This window comes from Kitasatospora sp. NPDC059577, assembly GCF_042735475.1.
In the GTDB taxonomy this organism is placed as follows: Bacteria; Actinomycetota; Actinomycetes; order Streptomycetales; family Streptomycetaceae; genus Kitasatospora.
The window spans coordinates 81,746-102,452 of sequence record NZ_JBHWBZ010000012.1; the positions used below are offsets into that span (position 1 = coordinate 81,746).

Here is a 20,707-nt window from a genome sequence, read left to right on the forward strand (position 1 = left end):
CGCCCCACTGGCCGAGGGCGGCCTCGACGAGCTCGACGTCAGGCGGATTCCTCAGATCACGTCCTGAAGGGTGAGTTGTGCTATCCCGGTTGGCCTTGCCCCCAGGGCCAGGGCCTCGCGGCGGCGGGACCGGAGTGTCGGTGACGTGCTGTTGAATGTGTGGCATGGCGGCTCACAACCGAGGCGTCCGAACGCGGCCAGTGAACGCGAGTATCCATCAGATCGTCGACTGGGATCGCCCGTTGCACTCCGTGAGTCGCGCGCAGCGTGCACCGCGGGTGTGGGCCGTCTGGTCTCGGGCTTCAGGGGGGACCGTGCCGAACAGAGGGGTGACGGCGGGGGCTGGCGTGCCACCCGTCAATTTCGCCACCCACCAAGTGCGGACGGGAGGCATGGGCGGCGCCCGCGACGACTTCGAGGCAATGATCGGCCAGCTCGCACTCGCGCTCACCCCCGGCGTCCGCATCATCGCGGCGAACCCGGGGGACTGGGGCATCGACGCCTTCGCGGGCGACCTCGACGGTGCCGTCACCGTCTGGCAGGCGAAGTACTTCTTCCCCGCCACCGCCGGAGACAGCCACCGGCGCCAGATCCGTAAGTCCTTCAACGCGGCCGTGAAGGCCGCACGGGAGCAGGGCCACACCGTCCAGCGGTGGGTGTTGTGCGTGCCGTCAAACATGGACGCGCCGACGGCGAAGTGGTGGGACGATTGGAAGCGGCGCAACGAGCATGCCCATGGCCTCGTGATAGAGCTCTGGGATGAGACGGCCCTGCGTGCGAGGCTGCTGAGGCCGGAAGCCGACCATGTGCGGAGACACTACTACGATCCGTTCGCCGGGAGCTCCTCCTCGGGCCTTTCGGACCGCAAGCCGACGCGTTCGGTGGCACGGATGGTCCGGCGGTACGGCTGGCTCGGCATCCTGCCGACCCTCGCGATCGGCGCGGCGACGACCCTGTGGCCGAGTTCCGGCGGAGACGTCCACATCCAGGGCCGGCTCGTTCCGGCCTGTCCCGAGTACTACACGCTACAGGCACCCGGAGAGGCGTTCGTGCAGGCCAAGCGGACCAACTGGGCGCCCTGGGACGGCGCCACCCTGGTGGCGTCAGCCCCGGTGAAGCCGGTGATCGAGGTCACCGCCCAGACATCGTCCCATGAGTCGGTCCTCCTCATGGGCGTGCGGGTGAACATCGTCAAACGCGGGCCGCTGCCGAAGCAGGGCATCGTTCTCGGGCAGGGCGGTTGCGGCGCAGGCCAGGACGAGCGCCCGTTCGACGTCGACCTCGACCCGACGCCTCCAAAGGTCATAGCCGTCCAGGGGACGAAGCCCCTCACGCAGTTCCCGTTCCGGATCGAAGCGGCGGACCCGGAGGTGTTCGTCCTCAACATCTCCGACACGTCGGACGAGTGCTGGTTCACGATCGAGCTGGACTGGGTGAAGCAGGGAGAGCCGGGCACCACGGTCGTCGATGACCGCGGGAAGCCGTTCCACGTCATGGGTGCCGGTGGGCGGCCCCGCTACGTTCCCGGAGGCGGCCCCACGGCTGTTGACGGCCTCGTCCAGGGCGGCTGAGCGCCGTCCCACCGCCCTGCGGCCGCACCCAGGCCGCTGGCAGCACCAGCACCACCAGACCCCACAAGCCGTCAGGAAGGATCCAGCCCCACCCGCCACTCCCCATGACCGATTCAGCGACCCGACCACCACATGGGACACACTGTCAGTCGCAGCGCACTGTGTTCCGGCTCGGTCATCGCCTGCCCGTGCTGCCCTACGGCGCCGGCCAGCCGATGCCCCCTGCGCTGTCAGCTCGGTCGCGAACGTGCCGTCCGCCCGGGGCGAGTGGCTCACATGGTCGTGGCTGGTCATCTCAAGGGCCGTCATCCCTGTGCGCCCTCTCGCCTGGTTGGGCTGCACAGGATGACACAGACCGCGAGACCGCGTCTCTACGCGTCCTCCGGTGTGCTCAGCTTCTCGACGTCGAGCCCGGCGTGCCTCGCTCGGCTCGACTGGCCGACGTCGTAGGTGAACAGCTTCATCCGGCCGCCGACGACCGGGCTCACGGCCAGCGCCCGGTCCACGATCTCATCGTCGGCGATCGGCAAGCGAGTGTGCGCCGGCGGGTCGAACAGGATCTCAGCGGCCACGCCGGGCCCACCGTCGCCCTTCCGGAGGATCGTGTAGCACCGATCCCCCTTCGGGAAGAGGCCGTCGATCACCTTCAGGGCGCGACGAGCCCGATGGCGCACGTGCTTGTTCGTGGACTCCTTGAGGCGGTCCAGCTCATCGATGACGACGATGGGTACCATGAGGTGAACGGTGCCGAACTCCGCACCCACCAGAGCGGCCCAGTCGATGTACTCAAGCTCCTGCGGGTGCTCGATGAACATGCTGGTGTCGAACACCACTGTCAGGGCCGCCTGAGGCCCTCGGTTGATGGCCTCTTGAAGCCTGCGTACGGCTTCCTCGAACGCGATCTGCCGCTGCCGCAACTCCAGCCGGACGAGGCTGTTGGTGAACCTCTCCATGGAGCCCGAGCCGAAGTCGGCGGCTCCGGCGAGCAGGTGCTCGTAGCGGCGGGTGAAGACGAGGCGCTCGATCTCCCGCTCGCTCAGCTGGCTGGTCAGCCGCTCGACCGCGTTGTTTGCCCTCACCTGAAGCGACGTTGAGGATGGGCAGACCGTTGCCGACACCTTGGCCTCGCTGGAAACACTGCGGCGTTCTCGCGGCCGGCCTTCCAGACTCCTTGATGCCCGCGCGAGAACGGAATCTCCCGATAGTCCGCCTCCTGGCATCCCGGCCGTCCATTATGGAGGCATGACGTCCAGTAACCCCGCCCCGGCACAAGCACGACCCGATATCACGGCGGTGACGCGGCAAGACATCTTCAAGTACCTGCGCGGGATGTCGAGGCCCTGGTGGGGAAAACTGGACGAAGTCGCGTTTCTGGAGGGCCTCTACGACCTGGACCTGCCGCCGTCGGAGAGCAGCCAGCTCCCGACTGTCCGCGCCGATATCCAGCAGCACCGGTTTAACAACTTCGACCTGCCTGACGACTGGATCTTCGAGGACCCCAGGCTGGAGCTCTTCCGCGGAGCGGATGAGGTGTTGCTCGCCTTTCTGGCCCGGGTGGTCCATCCCGAGGTGGTGGCCGACGTCGAGGAGGCGCCCGGGCACGTCGAGGAGCTGAACCGGCTTCTGGCACCGGACGGATGGAGCCTGCGTCCCTATGAGTTCATTTCCGGCCGCCCGCTGTACACCCCGGTGCGCGTCGCGCCGACGGGCCCGTTGGTCCCGTTGCCGCTGGGCGATGAGGACACGGGCAAGCTCGACCTGGTCCTTGGCCAGACCTACAGCCTTCTGGACTGCGCCGGCGAGGAGAGCGCACGGGACCTGCTGCGCACCGCGATTCTGACCCTGCGCCGCGACGGCGGCTTCTTCCATCCCATGCCGGGTGACGCTGGACGGCGGACACGTACGAGGCGGTCCTGACGGTGGAGCGCGAGCTCCTGCACGCCTTCACCGAAGAGACGAAGGACTTGGTCTGGCGGACTCTGGAGAGCGTGCTGCGCCAGCTCGGGCGCACCGACGTCCAGAGCCTCGTGGTCGAAGGCGATCCCCGGCCCATGCCCAACATCGCGCCTGACTGGCGGACCCGGGCCGCTGCCCCTGCCACCCCCATCGTTCGGGGCTTCCGTTTCCCTTTCACCAGCACCGAGTTCGACGTCACCCGAGGGGACTTCGCCAGCCTGGAGATCCGCGGTTCCCAAGACGGTGATGGGCTCCAGCACCTCTACGACACCCGCGCACGCCGAATGATCACCGACTTCGTCCTCGACGATCGGCCTCAGGTAGCGACCCTGCTCAACGTCACCATCATCAAGAAGGGCGACAGCTACACGCCGAGGATCAAGCTCTGGAAGAAGGACAAGAAGAAGGCGGGGGACACCCCCATCTCCCAGATGATGCCTGACACCGGCGCCACCCGGGCGGTCAAGGCGCTCGTCGACACCGGCGACGTTCACGAGAACTTCTGGAAGGTCATCAACTTCTTGCAGGGCTGCGTCGGCCTGAGCACCCCCGGTGTCCTCCACCAGCTGGTGACCGGGGACGAAGCGCAGCTGGCCCAGCTGCTGACCGGTCAGGACCGGAGGATGGTTCTCGGTGCGGTCAGGTCCGCGGTCGGTGGCGGACTTACGGAAGCGGACATCCGGCTGATCAGCAACCGCAAGGAACAGCTCCAGAGGTTCGAGCGGCTCCTTAACGATCCGGACTACTTCCAGCAGGCGGAGAGCCTGGCCACGACACGCGGAGCGGAGGCGGTCTGGCAGGCCTTCTTCGAAGAGAACCAGTGGATCTTCGGTTACGGCCTCAACCTCATCGCCTGCCAATCCATCGACGACGGCAAGCTGGAACGCATCACCACAGGCGCCAATATCTTCGGCGGTGCCGGGAAACGCATCGACGCCATCATGCGTTCCAAGGGTCTGATCAGCAGCATGCTCTTCTGCGAGATCAAGACCCACGAGACTGAGCTACTCGCCAGAATCCCGTACCGATCGGGCGTCTACCAGGCATCGAAGGAGCTGGGCGGGGGCGTGGCCCAGGTGCAGAAGACCGTCAACAAGGCCCAGCAGCTCATCTCCCGTCAGTTCCTCGATCGCATCTACGAGGACGACGGCACCCCGATCGATGTCGGGCTGTCTACCACCCGCCCGCGGCAGGTCGTGGTGATCGGGAGCCTGCAGGAGTTCATCCAGAACGGCGCCGTGAACCCGGAGAAGCTCAGCTCCTTCGAGCTGTACCGGACGTCGATCCAGGACGTCGAGATCATCACGTTCGACGAGCTCTACCAGCGGGCGTGTTTCATCGTCGAGGACCGCTGAGTCTGGTCGGTGTAAGAGCATCGGGTCTGGCTCCACCGCGTGGGCATTGCGACGGACAAGTCGCCGCCCCTGGCTCAGAGTGTGTGGACGTTCGACGTTTCGACTTGACGTTCGACGTGCTCCGGCGGCTGGAAGCTATGGTTGATCCGGCAGCTCGCGATAGCACCATCGGCGGCTGCGACAATTTGGCGTTACACGGCTGCGGGGGCTGTGTGCGCAGGCCTTACGCTCACCCACTGAAGCAGTCCTGGCGACGTGCTGGGCACGGTGCTGGACAAGACCGAGCTGATGGATCAAGGCCTCGGACCCATTGAGTATGACCAAATGCGTGTCCTAGGAGCGTGGCCGCGGATGATTTCGTACGGCACGGGGAGGCGGCGGTTGAAGGGCTCCGGGGCGGCGGGTTCCCGTCGGCGGCAGGTGTGGGCGCAGTCCGTGAGGAAGGCGCGGACGTGCCTGAGAGGCCTGGCGGAGGGCGACACGACTTCGCGCGAGCTGAAGGACGTGATCGAGGAGGTACTGGCTCCCGAGTACAAGGGGCGGGTGATCGTCGAGCTCCTGCAGAACGCCCACGACGCGCACCCGGCCACACCAGGCGGCGGGCGGGTGGAGATCCTGCTCGACGAGACCGAGGGCGAGCACGGGGTCCTCTACGTGGCCAACGGCGGCCGTGAGCTGACGCCGAAGCGCTTCGGCGCGCTGTGCCGGGTCGCGTCGTCCAGCAAGCGGCCGGACGAGGGCATCGGGCACAAGGGGGTGGGCTTCAAGAGCGTCCGTGAGCTGACCGAGGCCCCCGAGTTGTACAGCGTCTCGGGCCCGGTCGCGAAGGCATTCGACGGCTACTGCTTCCGCTTCGCCCTTCCGTCGGACTTCGACCGGCTTGCGGCTGAGGCGGCCCCGGATGACCCCGGCGCGGCGGACAAGCTGCGCGCCAACCTGTCCGCGCTGACCGTCCCGGTGCCCGTGGACGAGATCCCCGAGCCGGTGCGGCAGCTCCGTCGCCACGGGATCGTCACCGTCGTCCGCCTGCCCCTCAAGGACGCCGCCGCCCGCGCCTCGGCCGTCCGACAGCTGCGCGAACTCATCGACGACAGCGCGCCCTTCGAGCTCTTCCTCGACCGTCTGGCCACGGTCGTGGTGACCCACACCGAGGCCGGTGCCGCCCCGAACCGCGCCGTCTTCGGGCGGCGGGTGACGACGCTGTACAAGGCCCGCGGCCTGAGGATCGAGGAGGTGGCGCTGCGCCGGGGGCGCCTGAAGCTGGTCCTGGTCCGCAGCAGCGTGCCGGAGGTGCGCGTCCTCCCCGCCATCGCGGCCGGCGGCGACATGGGCAAGGCATGGGACAAGTGGCGCGGGTCGGCCGAGGTGGTGGTGGCGGTCCCGGTGGGCAAGCCGCTGACGCGCGGTCGGCTCTACACCTTCCTGCCGATGAGCACTGCGACGGAGTGCCCGGTCGACGGGTACGTCAACGCCCCGTTCTTCGCCCATGTCAGCCGCCGCTCGCTCGCCGTCGAGACGTCGTGGAACCAGCTGCTGCTGGACGAGGTGGCGACGGCGTGCGCCCGCGCGGCCGTACTGGTCGACGAGGGGCGGGTGTCGCTGCCGGGCGAGGCCGTGATCGACCTGGTCTGCCGACAGGGCGCGGAGCTGGAGCGCCTGCGGGAGGCGTTCCGGAAGCTGGACCGGAAGCTCAACGAGGTGGCCTTCATGTCGAGGGTCCACCCAGAGGGCTCTCGCACCTCGTTCGACCACGGCTACCTCGTCGAGCAGCCCGAGGGCGTCGAGGTCTTCACCCCGCAGGCCATCGGCGCGACGGGCAGGGCCGAGATCATCGACCCGGCCCTGGACCCGCTGCGCGCCGAACGGCTCCGGACGATGGGCCGTCTGCTCCGACTGCGTTTGGAACCACCGACCGCCGAACTCGCGCGGTGGGCCGAGGCTGTGGCCGAGGGGCTGGCCGCAGCCACCGGCACGGAGGAGGCGGATCACGAGCGCTGGGCCGACTTCTACCACGACCTGGCGCTGTCGTTCCCCGACGCCGCCGAGCTGCGGGGCAAGCGGATCGTCCTCGACACGAGCGGCCGGCTCGTCCCCGCCGGTGGCGAGCACGTCTTCTTCCCCGACACCGGTGACGTCCTGCTCCAACCCGACGCGCTGCCCGTCCGCGTGCGGGAGCACCTCTCCTTCGTCCGCGATGCGATCCCGTGGTCGGGAGGCCGGGGCAGGGCCCGGAGCCGACGTGTCGCCGGGCGCCGGTGGCTCGAACAGCAGGGGCTAGTGCAGACGTACACCCCGGCGGCACTGCTGCCCGTCCTGACCGCCGTGATGCGGCAGGACGGGCAGGACGACGAGACCCGGCGCGAGTGCCTGCACCTGGCCTGCCGCCTATGGAGCGCGCAGGGCCAGCGGGCCGGTCGCATCGAGGGTCTGCTCGTTCCCACCAGGAGAGGGTGGTCGTCCGCCCGGCACGCGATGTTCGGCCCGGGCTGGTCGGGAGTGACCTCGGCCGTCGACGGCACGCTCGTCAGCTTCCTGGACCTGACCCAGGCCCTGGACGACTCCCTCCGGAAGGCCCACGGCGCGCTCCTCCGGCCGGCCGCCGAGGTGTGCGACGGCAGCGGCACCGATCCGGCCGCGCTCCAGCGCTTCCTGGAGCGCCAGGGCGTGAGCCACGGCCTGCGCCCGACCTACCAGGCTGTCATGGGGTCGGTGAAGGGGAGCCAGCTCAACTACCCGAGGTCCTTCGACGCATATGGGTCCATCTGCCGTACCCTCCAAGCGCACCGGGACTGGACGGAGACGGCCCAGAACTGGCGGAACAGGCACGGGAGCCTCTACTCGACCGTGGCCTACCGGCCCCATAACGGCGTGCTGGCGAAGCTCCCGGGCCAGGACGCCTACGCCGAGTTCTCCGACGAGGGCCGTCGGCTCTACGCCGAGCTGATCGTCCACGGCCTGGACAGGTGGCGAGACAGCGCGCTGGAGGCTCGCTTCACCGGAGGCAGCGACCGCTCCGGCACCCTCTGGCCGACTCCGCTCGCCGCCTTCCTCTGCCACGCGCCGTGGATACCGCAGACCCTGGACTATCGGGGCCGGAGCACCTTCGCCCCGGTCTCCACCGCGTGGTGGTGGAGCGAGAGCGAGCAGCCGCCCGCCTACCTCTCCGTCGTGCCCGGGGGGCTGCGGCAGCTGGCCACCGGCACGGCGCTGGGCCGGCTCGACCTGCTGGGCGTGCGCCGCTGGTCCGACCCCCGTACCGCCCTGGACCGGCTCCGTCACCTGCCCCAACTCCTGCTCCAGGCACCTCAGTTGCGGCACGGGGTGCACGCCAACGCGATCCGTCGCGCCTACGAGCGGGCCTGGTCGGACCTGCTGCCGCCCCACCCGGGCCAGGACGGCTTTCCGGTCGGCGGTCAGCCCACCGGGCCGGAAGCCCTCCTGATCTCCCGGGCCGGCGCCCTGGAGGTCCTTCAGGTCGGCCCCGACTGTGAAGCCGCCGAGCCGGTCTACCTGCCGGACCCGGGCAGCGGCCAGCAGCGCAAGCTGCTCGACCAGGTCCCCGTGCCGGTGCTGCCGCTGGACGACCGGGCGCTGGGCGGCCGGGTGTACGAGCACCTCTCGGACCACGACGGGTTCGAGCCCCGTCCATGCAGCGAGGCGGCGGTCCAGGTGGTCGCGGACCAGCTGCCCGCACCGCAGGCGCCGAGCACGCCCCTGCTGGAGTTCGCCGGCCCCTGGCTGCGCACCCTGGTGGCCGCGGTGGTGGAGTACGACGAGGACCGCGCCCTGCGTCCGGGGACGGTCACGGTCGCCCGGCTCACCCGGCGTCTGCGCTCCTGCTCCCTGGTGCTCGCTGCCGAGGCCGTCACCCATGTTGCCGGACACGTGCTGACCGCCACCGACCGCTCGGTGTTGCACGACGACCCCGAGCGCCCCTGCCTGGTCGTCGTCCAGGCACCGCCGCGAGCGGACTGGCCGGTCCTGGAGGCGGCCGCGCCGGGCATCGCCGAGCTGGTCGGCGCGCCGTACCGAGCCGACGCACTGGAGATCGCCCTGGTGAGGCTGGGGCAGCGAATGCGGAATCGGGGAACCGCCGAGGTGACGGAGGCCGACCTGGCCGCAGCACTTCGCCTGCCGCTCCACCGGCTGGAGGCGGTGCTCTCCGACCGTGCCTCCGCCCGCTCGGGCAGCGCCCGGATGGTCCCCGTGCTCGCCTGCGAGGACGTCGAGTTGGCGGAGCAGCTACAGCAGCTCCAGGAGACGTTCAACAGCCGTGAGGAGCTGCGCGGCTGGCTGGCCGAGAACCTCGGCGCCGGTCGCGCCGAGCTGCTGCTCTCACTCCCGGAGGACGACTGGCAGCGGCTGCTGCTACGGCTCGGCGTGCCGCTGGAGCGGGCCAACCGCGCGTGGGAGGTCCTTGGGCTTGCCACGATCGACAACTCTGCCCTGCACACCCGCCAATTCGAAGCATGGCTGCAGGGCAACCGCTCGCGGCTGGCGGACCGGGTGCGCGACGCGTTCGCGGCCTCCCACCGCGCCGGGCGGGAGCTGGGGGAGTACGTGCGGCTTCGCGAACTGCCGGAGCTCGGCCCCGACCCGGCGTGGCACCGGACGCTCTGGGAGCTCCCCGCCCAGCTGATGGCCGACCACGCGGACCGGTGGCTGGCCGAGCACCTGCCCCCGGCGGGCAAGGACTCGGGGGCGCTGCCGCCGGTGAGCGAGGTCCGGGGCGCGTGTGTGGGCTTCGTGCACGCCCGACTGCCGGAACTGCGCAGCCTGATCGAGCGCTGGGTCACCCGGCAGGGGACCGAAACGGAGTTCACCTGCCCTGGGGCGGCGCGGGTCGCCCAGGAGATGGAGGCGGAGGGGCTCCTCGACTTCGCTCCGCTGACCCGCAAGGCACTGATCGCCTGGCTGCGCTCGCGTGGTTACTGGCCGGACGGGATGCCGGCCACGACGAACCTCGCCGATCTCGGGCTGGAGGGCGACATGGCGGGCCGTCAGCCGTCGTCGCCGCGCGACGGCCGGGCAGCGGCACCGTCGGGGCGGTCCCAGACGCCGACGCTGGAGTTCAACGGCGAGCTCCTGCCCATAGGGAGCGACGACCTGCGCGAACTCGCGCGCACAGTGGTAGCCGACCTTGCCGAGGCGGAGCTGGCGACGCCGGTCGACGTGGTGCCCCCCGAGGCCCCCGGGCCCGCTGCCGCCATCCCGCGCCAGCGCGGATCCGGCGGCTCAGGGAACGGCACGGGCGGCCTGCGGGAGTCCGGCAATGGCGAGAAGCCCGTCGCGGTCGGCCTCGCCGGCGAGGTGGTGGTCGGCGCCTGGCTGGAACGGCACTTCGGGGTACCGCCCGAGGAGTCGTGGAAGTCGGAGATGCGCCGCCACGTCCTCGCCGACGGGCTGGGCAACGACAGCCTCGGCTACGACTTCCTGATCCGGGACGGCGAGCGCACGCTGCTCTTCGAGGTCAAGTCGTCCACCGGCGCGGACGGCGACATCCACCTCGGGGACACCGAGACGCGGGCCGCACGGGCGAGCCAGCTGGAGCCCGACGTTGAGTACCGGATCGTCTACGTCTCCCACGTCAACGACCACGAGCGCCGGAGGATCACCCCGCTGCCCAACCCGTTCAGCGAGTCCGGCCTGACTAGCTATCAGATCGTCAGCACTGCGATGCGACTGCGCTTCGTCCTGCCACAGGAGGAGTGACGGCGCTGCGCCGGTGCCCGGTCCAGGCCGGTTCACCGGCCGGGGTGAGTGAACGGGCGAAGCCGTGCTCGACGCGGGCGCAGCTCTACATGACACCCACGATCGGAAACTGGTGTCTACCTGCCGAACTCGAAGCACGAGCACCGAAGCTGGAGCGCGCTGGCAGCTCGCGTAGGTCGAGTGACCCGGGATCGCTGTTGGATCCGAACCCCCGTGAAGGCGGAGCAGACGAATTGGCCCGGGTATGCCCGGACGGGTTGGTGTTGGAGACGCGAACTCCCTTACCACAGCCGCGGTATTCGCTTCCCTCGTGCCGCTTGGCGGGTCCATCGTTGTGGGGGCGCCCGGATGTGGCGGGCGGATGATCAGGAGGTTGATCTGGTGGCAGTGACTTGGATCGGGCGACGTCGGTACACGACGAAGACGGCGGCCGGCGACGCGGTGCGCAAGATTCTGCATGGGAACCCGATCGGCACCGAGTTGGCTGGCGAGGAGTTCGACCTTGTGCGGGACCTTCTCGACATGCATCACGAGGCCGAGGAGAAGATTGGCGTAGGCGTGGCTGGCATCCGGATCGCCCCTCCGCAGAAGGGCAAGTACCCCGGGTTCGAGGTGGTGCGGACGGACGGCAGCACGATCGACTTCTCTTACAAGACTTGCCTCACGACCCCGAGCCTTCGATCCCAGGTACACAACGTGATGCAGGTGGAGATCGAGGGTGAAAAGACCGCCTACTTCGAGTCGCGGCTCGCCGCCGGGACGTTCGCCTCTGACCTGTCTGGCGTGCCGCTGGATACCGCCGACACCGCCGTGAGCCACTTCCGGGGCCCGGCGTTCGCTCAGATTGCTGATGGGTTCGCCGTCGCCGAGGGCGGGTGGGAGGCCATCGAGCTGACCCCTTCGACCGACTACGGCCTCGGGCTGTTCGTCAATCGCGACCAGGCTGACCGGTGGCGCGCGTATTGGAAGAACCAGGCGGTCCTCGGTCTTCTGACCCAGGCAGAGAACCGCAGCCGCCCGCGCGCCTGATCACCGACTGCGGCCCCGGCTCCTGGAATAGGCCGGGGCCGCGCTGTCCCCTCTGTCGGGATGTTCTACCGGCTGTGTGCAATGCGGACTCGGTGGTGGCAACGTCCGTGCGGACTGTGCGCAGTGCGGTGATGTGTCGAGGTCGTGCTTGGCGGGGCAGGGGCAGGGGCAGCAGATGGCGGTGGGGCCGCTGAGCTGTCCGCGCCGATGCCTGGGCGGGGGCGCTCCCACTCCCCGTCCGGGCAGCCCTGGGTACGGCGCCTGACCGGAGCAGCGTCTGGGGAGAGGACGAAGTCAGTGCGTACGGGTCCACCACTGGACCACTACGAGGACGATGGAGCCGCTTGAGCCGGCCAGGCTGAGGACGGCGCGGCGTACGGCTTCGCTCCATGCTGACGGGCGGTGGAAGGGGTTGGCCCGGGTACGGGCTTGGGACGGTCGGCGGTGATCATCCACGGCGGAACTCCTCTGACAACGTACGGAGATGACTCGCCGGGCCCGGCGTGGGGTCAACAGTGCCGTCGATCGGGCGGATGTCCGGCCAGTTCCGGGCGGAACGGGTGTGACTGCGTACTACGCTGCTGGTCAGCGAGCCGGCCAGGAGGGTGCGAGCCCGCCCGTTCCGGGCGGGAACGAGCTGGGCGGGCGGGGTTTTGGAAAGGGGGCCAGCTGTCGTGGGATCGCAGCGCCAGCAGTTGTACGACCGGTTGAGGGGGCTGCGCGAGCGGGCGGAATCGGCCCGACGCGCGGCTGGGGAGCAGGGCACCCAGACCGATGCGCAGAGTTGCGTGCGGCGCTCGCGCAGGCCGGGCGCCGAACGGTTCTCAGGCAAGCGGATCAGCGACTGGGCACCGAAGACGTCCGACGGCTTCAACGTTCCCCAGTCCGGCACGGACGATCAGGTGCTGGCGCTGGTCTCCGTGTGGTCACAGTGGGCCGGTGAGCCGTGGAACGAGCGCAACTGGCGCGACCACCTGGAACGCGCCCGTGACGAACAGGTGCAGGAGCGGCGCGACCAGCTTCAGGGCCCGACCTCCACGCACGGTGATCCGTCGCCGGCGTTTCAGGGTGCGACGGTGGAACAGCTCCAGCCCTCCGCTCTGGAGGTCCACGGAGCCGCGGTCCCCGCCTCAGTCGTCGGGACGTACCCGTGGTTGACCCCCTACCTCTCTCGCGAGCACGACATGGTGCTGCGCCAGGTGATGGCCCCGGCACTCGCCGGTGGCCCCTCGGTGCTGGTGATGCTGACCGGCGGTTCCTCCACGGGCAAGACGCGTGCTCTCTACGAAGCGCTTGGCGACCTCGCCCCAAATAGGCCGCTCCTGCGCCCGTCGACGGCATCTGATCTGCTCGCGATCGCGGAGAGGGGGCTGATCACGGCCGGGGCGGTGCTGTGGCTCAACGAGACCCAGCGCTTCCTGGACGCCGGCGGGGGAGAGGCGGCTGCGGCCCGTCTGCGAGTACTCCTCGAACAGCAGCCTGGCATCGTGGCATTGGGAACGATGTGGCAGCAACCTCACTGGGAGAGGCTCGTTCAGCAGGGTCTGCCGGGAGACCCGCACGGCCAGGCTAGGGCACTCCTCAAGGGCGGGTCCACCCGGCGGATCCAGGTCCTGGGCGAGTTGTCGACGCTCGATCAGGAGCGCTGGAGTGACCTTGCTCAGCAACATGGTGACCTGCGGATGACTCATGCCTTGAGGGCCGGGGCTGCCGATGGTCTCGTGGTCCAGCACCTCAGCGGCGGGCCGGAGCTGCTGGACGCATACGTGCAAGGTCCTGATGCCACCTTCAGTCACCAGGAGCACGCACTGGTCACCGCCGCGCTCGACGCCCGGCGCCTTGGCCACTACATGCCCCTAGCCGCCGATCTGCTCAGGGATGCGGCAGACGGAGCCCTAACCGCCCGGCAGCGAAGCTCCAACCCGCACTGGGGCCTCCGCGCCCTTCACACGTTGAGCACTGGCGAACGGGCAGACGGCAGCCGCATCGACGTGCGTGCCCCCCTCACCCCGCTCGTCGCCCTTCGTGCCCGGTCGGGAGGCGCTGCCCTCTTCATGCCCGCCGACTACCTTGACCAGCACACACGGGCCGCACGCGTCGAGCAACTCGGTACGCGGTCGCTCTGGGCGGCCCTGGCCGCCCACACGACCCACCCCGACGACCTCGACCGCCTCTTCGAGGCCGCATGGCGACGCGGACTGTACAAGCAGGCCATCGCGCTGGGACGAAAGGCCGTTTTGGCCGGGCGATCGCGCGTGCCGGCTACCCTGGCCCTTCGGCTCGACGGCCCGCTTGATCCTGATCGACGCGGCGCTCTGTGGATCGCCACGCATGCGGACACCGAAGACGTGGGAGTCGTACGAGAGTTGCTGTTCGCGCTACGGAGGACGGCTACGGAGGCCTTCGACTTGCTGGCCAGCCGGGTCGTCGGCCACACCGACACGGGGAACGCCAAGGCAGTACGGGAGCTCATGGCGCTGCTCCGGATGGTCGAGGCCTGGCCCGCCATGGATGAACTGGTCGAACGATGCGGAGCCGACACTGGGCTCGTCAGCGACCCGGGGCTCCTCGGGAAACTTATCGAGGAACTGCAGGACTCGGGCCGCGCGGCGACGGCAGAAAGGTTCGCAGACCTCGCCGCCGCACATGCCGACCTCACCGACCCGCGGGCTGCTGGTGGTCTGCTGCGGTCTGCGAGGACCGTCGGCGCGGATAGGGCCGCAACTGTCCTGACCGATCGCCTTGCCGCACGCGCGCGCCTGGTCGACCCCGCGCTCCTCCCACACCTGCTGCGGGACCTCTGGAACGCTGGCGAAGAACGGGCCGCCAGGGAACTGCTGGCGCGCGATCCAGCCGGACATGTCGACATCACGGACACCCCCGCTCTGGTCGCCCTCCTGGACGTGCTCTACGCCATGGGGGCGGTTCAGCAGCTCGCGGCACTGCTTGGCCGTGATCCGGCCACCCGCGCAGACCTAGACGATCCGGCTGCCGTGGAAGGCCTGTGGACGGTTCTCCGAAAGGTGGGGGCGGAGCCGGCCCTGTCCGTACTGGCCCATCGCTCGGCCGAAGAGGTCGACATCAACGACGTCGTCGCCGTCACCCGCCTCCTCTCCGAACTGTGCGAATCCTCCTCGAAGCCCGGGCTGGACGTCCTCCTGTCGCGCTCTCCCGCCGCGCACGTCGACCTCGCCGCAAGCGACGACCCCTACGAGGTCAACGACCTGCTGAGGATGTTGAGGCGGGCCGGGGTGATGGCGGACGTCGACACCCTGGCACGGCGGATGGTCGCTGACACCGACCTCGAAGACCCGGACGAGGTCAGCTGCGTCTCGGCGACGCTGCGCGAGGTCGGCGCAGACCGCGCCCACGACGCCTTGGTCGACAGAGTCGTCGGCGTCCTGCAGACGAACGGCCCCTTCTACCAGCTGTTGAACCTGAAGAACATCGGCTCGAAGCAGACTATCGACAGGGTCGCCCTCCACGTGGCCGCCCACGCGGACCTCTCCGACCCGGAGGCTGCCTACCTGCCCACCATGTTGTGGGACCTCGACGCCCATGAAGCGTTGCACATCCTGCTGGCCCGAGGGCCGGCCAACCACGTCGAGCTCGATGGGCCCGATGCCGTCGAGCGCGTCTGTGAGCTGATGAGAGTCCTCGATGCGCTCGGGCACACGGATGCGGCCCACGAACTCGCCAACCGGGCCTGCGAACGATTGGACCCGACAGAGGCCTTTCCCGTAGCCCAGGCCTTGAGCGTGATGCGTGAGATCGGCGCCGAGCTGGCCGCCCACGCACTGGCCCGCCGTGCCGCCCGGCAATCCGACTTGCGCTGGGCGTTCGGCACCGCGAGCCTGCTCGACGAAATGGACGAACTTGACGCGGACGAAGCCGTCCAGGACCTGCTTCGGCGTGACCCGGCACACCAGGCCGAGCTCAACACCAATCACCACCACGAAGAGTGGTCGACCGTGAAGTCACTGCACGAGACCCTGAGGTACTTGGGGACCGACGCTGCCGCGGACGCCCTCGAACGCCGGGCTTCGAACGCAGGCCTCGCACCCCCCGACAGTTGGTCGGTCTACGGCCGCGAGACCGACGGCCTGCCCGCGGCTCCCTGGACGTGGGACGACATCGCCATCGAGGGGTAGCCTCCCATGACCCCGACGCCCCGCGTGGTGAGCGAAGGCCGAAGCGTACGAACCCGACCGAGGCGCATTTCCTGGCGACCGGCGTCTGCGGGATCAGGGTGAAGATGGCCGACGCGGTCGTGCCCGCCAAGCCCTCCCGGACCGTTGATGTCGACCGCGCACTCGCCACCGCGGCGATGGTCGGGCGGCGAGTTACTGCCGATGGGAGCACCCGTACAAGCGGAGCGGCGGGCGCCACGTGCCGGGGCCCTTGTCGGCCTTGGCCTGTCCGAGACGCCAGAGAGTGTGAGCAGTCGGCTGTGGGCGAGGTCGTTGGCGACGGCACGTCGCTCGTCGGTGGTCCAGGCGTCGGCGCCTGACCTCCAACTCGTCGCCAACGGGACAGAGATCGATGTCGAGTGCTCATGGGCGGGTTACTGGTGGGGCCAGAGGCTGGGCCTTGTCGGCCTCGATGGCCGCGGTGAGGGCGAAGTTGAGTTTTGCGGCGGCGTGACACTCTGGAGGGATCTGGAGTTTGGTGGTGTCGAGGTCGGCGAAGCCAACGGCCAGGCCGGAACCTTGTCCGTCCTCGTCGGCGACCAGAGCGCACACCTCAAGCAGGGTCTGGACGGCGATGAGGTGGGCCTGATCGCCGGGAGTTAGCTGTTCGGGGTGGTCCTGGAGGGCGAGAACGGCCGCCTGGTCATGGGCCACCGCCTCGGCGACGCGGTCCGGAGCCTGGGGGCGGTCTGGGTTCGTGGCCCAGTCTGGCGGGCGGTGGGCCCGCCGCACCAGATCGTAGGAATATGCGTGCAGGGCCTTCGCGGGCTCCTCCAACGCTGCCTGCGTAGCCCGGCCACGCAGCGGCAGGCTCAGAGCGTCCAGCAGTCGCGGAACAGCATCGGGGAGCAGGGGCAGCGCTGGCCCGAACTGGGAGGTGTGGATGCCGACCGGAAGGGCTTCGCCGTCCTCGACGGGGACGAGGGCGACCCGGCAGCGTAGGCCGGCCTCCTGGCGCTGCTCGTCCGTCCAACCACGAAGTGCCTCGCAGGCAACCAACCACTGCTCAAACGGGACGGCGATCGCGACCTGACGGTCCAGCCATGCAGCGGGCGGTGCCGTTTCGTCGGCGAAGCCCGTTGATGCCGGGAACACACCGGCATCGCGCAGCACCCGGGTCGCGGCCTGCAGCGCGCGGTCCAACACGTTCCGGAGGGCTGCGTCGACTGCGGCATCGAGCTTCGCGTGATCGGAGGCGCCCCGACCAAGCGCAGCGGAGACTGGCGGTTCATCGACGGCGGACAGCAGTCGCGCGGCATGCCTGACCACGGTGACCAGTTCCGCGGGCAGCGTGTCCCCGATACCGGAGTACACCGGCGCACCCCGTGTGATAGCGCTCTCCAGGTCTGCGACCGTGTCGGACAGCCTGGCGCCGGCGCCGCGCAACCCCTGGAGGTTGCCGGGAGAGTGAGCGACCTGATTGAGGCAGGACGCCAGCTTCACCAAAGCCTTCTTGGCCAAGTCCTGACGCGCCGTGTCGAGCACTGCATGGTCCTCACCAGTGGCGGTGAAGGCCAGGGACTCGGCCTCGGCAGGGGAGAGCGGAGTGGTCAATTCGCTGGGCTGCGGCGGCAGGGCGGTAGCAGCCTCGTGCGCCCGCTGCACTTGGGTCATCCACATCTGTCGGGCCGGCACGGTGTCGCGTGACCGCAGTCGGGAAGGGAGTTTGTCGAACAGGTTCAGTAGGTCCCGGCTCAGCTCAGCCTGGGCCCGGCAGCGCCGGGTCCAGCTCCCGGTGCCTTCGGCCTCCACCGCCATGGCGTGCAGTGCGACGTTCGGGGCAGTTTGGGGTCCGCGCCGCAGCACGCCAGCAAGGATGTTCTTGACCCCATCGGTCATCTGCTCGAACATCATGGGCCGCCCGTTGGCGTGCCAGAGTTCCGCGTGGATGACATCGATCTCCGGGCAGGCATCGAATACACGCCGCATCAGCAGCACGATCTGGGAGTTCTCCGACCGTGGATCAGCCCCTGGCTCGGGCATGTACACCGACTCTGCTGAGGGTTCGTCGCCCATGAGAGCGTACGAGATCACCCGTGCCGCGCAGGCCTGGTCAGGGGAGTACGTCCAGGCTCGCGCCAGGCTGCTCCCGCCCCTGGCACGCAACTGCCGGACCGACGTGAGGGACACCTCGACGCTATAACCCAGGTAGTTACTCGCAACGGCGTCGGCCGCCCGAGCCTCCACGTCACCGAAGACTTCCGCGACTGCGGGCCCCCGTAGGTCGGCCAGTACGGCCAGCGAGGCGGTGAACCGCGCGCGCAGGTCCGCCGCGACACCGGGATCACTCCCAGGTGGATCGGGGAGGGCGGGAATCCGGTCCCGGTACGCCGCGCCAGCCTGGTCGTGGCTGAGGCAGATCAGCGTCTCGGCTGCCTCCGCCAGCCGGACCGCGTCCTTGATCGGGGCACCACACAGCAGCCTCATCAGACCGTCCGCCCCGAGGGCCCGCCCAGCGGCCGGCGCGGCCTGTGGCTTACGCGCGGGTAGCAGCGGAACGAGCACATCCAGGATGTTCGGTCCCGGCAGGTTGCTGATGTCCATCCCGTCCGTGGCAAGCCAGGCCAACCACAACAGTTCCACCCTGTCGACCTGCGCAGGACGGACTGCGTCGGCGACAGGCAAGCACGCGTAGACGTGCGCGAGGGTGTCGATCCCGTCGGCGACCTCCAACAGCGCGGCCGCCCGTGCCGCTGCTCCGTCGACCGGTCCCGGCCCGGCGAGACCGCGCAACTGCTCGCCGATGCATTCCGTCAGCGGTCGCAGCACGTAATGGAGCTGCGTCAGCCGCCCCTCGGCAGTCAACGGATTCACGACCGGGCCACACGACTTCGTCACGCGCATCGCCGCACGCCGAAGTGCCAGTGGACGGGCTGCCGGTCCGAGCGCCATCACGGCCGCAGCGAACGTCGCTCCGAGCGCGGGATGTCCCTGCTCGTGCAGCAATTCCAGCAGCACCTCGGTCCGCAGATCATGCAGCCCCCGCAGACCGCCGACTCCTATGTGGGTGATCAGGTGTTCGCCTAGCAAGCGGCGCAGGGCACTCTCCACTTCACCGGCAGACCGTCCCAAGGCGGTCGGGACGGTGTCGGAGAGGGTCTCGAAACCCAGGGCATGTGTGGCGCAGATCAGGCGTAGCAGCTCCCGGTCGACTTGGCGCTGCTCCTCGTCCAACCGGTCCACCTGCTCGGCCAGGACCTCTCGCAGCCGACGCCCAGTGGTCACCAATGCCAGGAACTCCATCAGGAGTCCGTCCGCTCGTGCGACGGCCTCCTCACGCGCCATCTCCACCGACACCCCGGAGGCGCACACCGCGTGATGCACCTCTGCGGCCGCACTCGGCGTCAAACGCGCGTCCACGATCACGGCCCCGCGCGACAGGGAAGCCGTGAGGTCCTCCTGCCGGGCCGCCGCCATGATCTTCACCCCCGGAAGCCCCAGCAGTCTGTCGCGGGCCTCGGTCCACGCACCGGTCCTGGCACGGCCCAGGTCGTCGATGCAGACCACTACCTGGTTCTGCTCCGTGGGTTGGGCGCGCTGGACATGCCGGAACAGCAGCTCCGCGTCCGATGAGGTCTCCACCCGCAAGACACGCAGCAACTGCGGACCGGCCTCGATCAGGCGGGCACAGCGCCACAGCAGGGCCGACTTTCCACTGCCGCTGGGACCGGCGATGACCACCTGACCTCGGCTTGCCAGAGCGTTCAGAACCGCTTGAGACTCCGCGGGCCGCACAACGTCCAGTCCTGCCGCGATGTGGCTGGGCAGCACGCTGACACCCTCGTAGAACCCGCGGACGTCCTGCGGCGACGGGGCCAGGAAGTCCACGGGTTCGCAGACCCCGGCCTTGACGGCCTCATCGAGGGCGTCAACGCTCACCTCTCGGGCCAGCCGGGCGGCCATGGCATCCAGGTCGGCGATCGTGCGGACACTGACGGTGGCCCGGGTAGCCTGGCGCTGGTAGGTCGCGACCTGTGCCAGGTTGTCCTGCAATTCCCGCCTCAGCCTCACGGCCAACGCCGGATGCAGGCCGAGGCCGGCCAGCAGATGTGCGACGGCGGCCTGCCCCGGAGCGTCCTGATGGACAAGGTGCGTGCGCGCCACCACCATCGGCGCCAGCCCCTCGTCCAGGTCTGCTCCCTTCAACTGAGCCTTCAAGGCCGTCAGCAACGTCTGTCGGACCGCGGAACCGGTCGGCAGCACAGACAGGGCGGCATCCAGGGTCTGCGTCCACCCAGTGAGCGGAAGGGAACTGCCGAAGGAGCCGTTCGTGACCACTGCCAGACGCGTGCCCGGCCCCGTCGCGCCAGGACCGGCCTTCGCCGCCTCATCGCTCAGCTTGACGCCCAATGCGGCGTGGGCCAGGATCCCCGCGAGCTCTGCCGCTGCGATCTTCGCGGCACCCGGCCCCCGTTCCTTGCTCTGCACCAGCAGCCTTGAACCGTCGACAAGTTGACAGTCAATATCCTCCAGACTCTCCGGGATCACCGCCGTCACCGGCAGCCCGGGAACCGTACCCGTTCGGCCGGCCGCCAGCAGCATGGCTGACAAGGCCACCTGGTAGGTGACACCAGCCACGTTCGCCGCCCCCGAACGCAGTTGAGCGAACAGCTCGTCAAGATCGGTGGCGAGTGGCTTCGGCTGTTTGCGCTTCGCCTGCCCCGCACCCTTGCCCGACACCCTTGCCTTGCCGGAAGACCCCAACGCTCAACCCTTCTCTCGTCATAGCTACCAGGCGCTTTGCAAGGCCCACGTCCGACCCAGGTCCGACTGCATGGCCGCAGCGGTAACGAGATGGATCGCTTTCCCACGGCCCATGCCGGTCCGGTCGGTCGCCAGGCGGACAAGATGATCCGCGACTCGACGGATCGCGGCGACCCAGTGCCCCGGCTTG

Annotated in this window: 9 protein-coding genes; 6 read left to right on the forward strand and 3 right to left on the reverse strand. The window is 69.3% G+C overall.

The genetic code is table 11. The features are described 5' to 3' along the window. Positions 1-392 precede the first annotated feature (392 nt). Positions 393-1,571 carry a hypothetical protein gene (locus ACFV0O_RS13240; RefSeq protein WP_380340468.1) on the forward strand — a complete coding sequence of 393 codons (1,179 nt, stop codon included), beginning with the start codon at positions 393-395 and terminating at the stop codon, positions 1,569-1,571. 371 nt (positions 1,572-1,942) lie between these two features. Here the strand turns inward: ACFV0O_RS13240 and ACFV0O_RS13245 are convergent, their stop codons facing one another. Further along, positions 1,943-2,650 carry a PIN domain-containing protein gene (locus ACFV0O_RS13245; protein WP_380340470.1) on the reverse strand — a complete coding sequence of 236 codons (708 nt, stop codon included), beginning with the start codon at positions 2,648-2,650 and terminating at the stop codon, positions 1,943-1,945. Positions 2,651-2,813: 163 nt separating this feature from the next. On the opposite strand from ACFV0O_RS13245, the gene ACFV0O_RS13250 reads away from it, so the two are divergent. From ACFV0O_RS13250 to ACFV0O_RS13265, 4 genes are all read left to right on the forward strand, one after another. Next, positions 2,814-3,488 (forward strand): hypothetical protein, encoded by a 675-nt coding sequence (locus tag ACFV0O_RS13250; RefSeq protein WP_380340472.1) that lies wholly within the window; start codon positions 2,814-2,816, stop codon positions 3,486-3,488. A 2-nt stretch (positions 3,489-3,490) separates the two neighbouring features. Next, positions 3,491-4,882 (forward strand): Shedu immune nuclease family protein, encoded by a 1,392-nt coding sequence (locus tag ACFV0O_RS13255; protein WP_380340474.1) that lies wholly within the window; start codon positions 3,491-3,493, stop codon positions 4,880-4,882. Between the two features lie 435 nt (positions 4,883-5,317). Then, positions 5,318-10,594 carry a sacsin N-terminal ATP-binding-like domain-containing protein gene (locus ACFV0O_RS13260; RefSeq protein ID WP_380340477.1) on the forward strand — a complete coding sequence of 1,759 codons (5,277 nt, stop codon included), beginning with the start codon at positions 5,318-5,320 and terminating at the stop codon, positions 10,592-10,594. Positions 10,595-10,975: 381 nt separating this feature from the next. Then, on the forward strand, positions 10,976-11,623 hold the full coding sequence (locus ACFV0O_RS13265; protein ID WP_380340479.1) for a DCL family protein: 648 nt from the start codon (positions 10,976-10,978) through the stop codon (positions 11,621-11,623). A gap of 294 nt (positions 11,624-11,917) precedes the next feature. Here the strand turns inward: ACFV0O_RS13265 and ACFV0O_RS13270 are convergent, their stop codons facing one another. Next, the gene (locus ACFV0O_RS13270; RefSeq protein WP_380340482.1) at positions 11,918-12,079 is read right to left on the reverse strand and encodes a hypothetical protein; all 162 of its coding nucleotides are present in this window, start codon (positions 12,077-12,079) and stop codon (positions 11,918-11,920) included. Positions 12,080-12,297: 218 nt separating this feature from the next. Between ACFV0O_RS13270 and ACFV0O_RS13275 the strand changes: the two genes are divergently transcribed. After that, the gene (locus ACFV0O_RS13275; protein ID WP_380340485.1) at positions 12,298-15,774 is read left to right on the forward strand and encodes a hypothetical protein; all 3,477 of its coding nucleotides are present in this window, start codon (positions 12,298-12,300) and stop codon (positions 15,772-15,774) included. A gap of 402 nt (positions 15,775-16,176) precedes the next feature. On the opposite strand, the gene ACFV0O_RS13280 is transcribed toward ACFV0O_RS13275, so the two are convergent. Next, positions 16,177-20,493, reverse strand: a complete 4,317-nt coding sequence (locus ACFV0O_RS13280) for a hypothetical protein (protein WP_380340487.1) — start codon at positions 20,491-20,493, stop codon at positions 16,177-16,179. Positions 20,494-20,707: the final 214 nt, after the last annotated feature.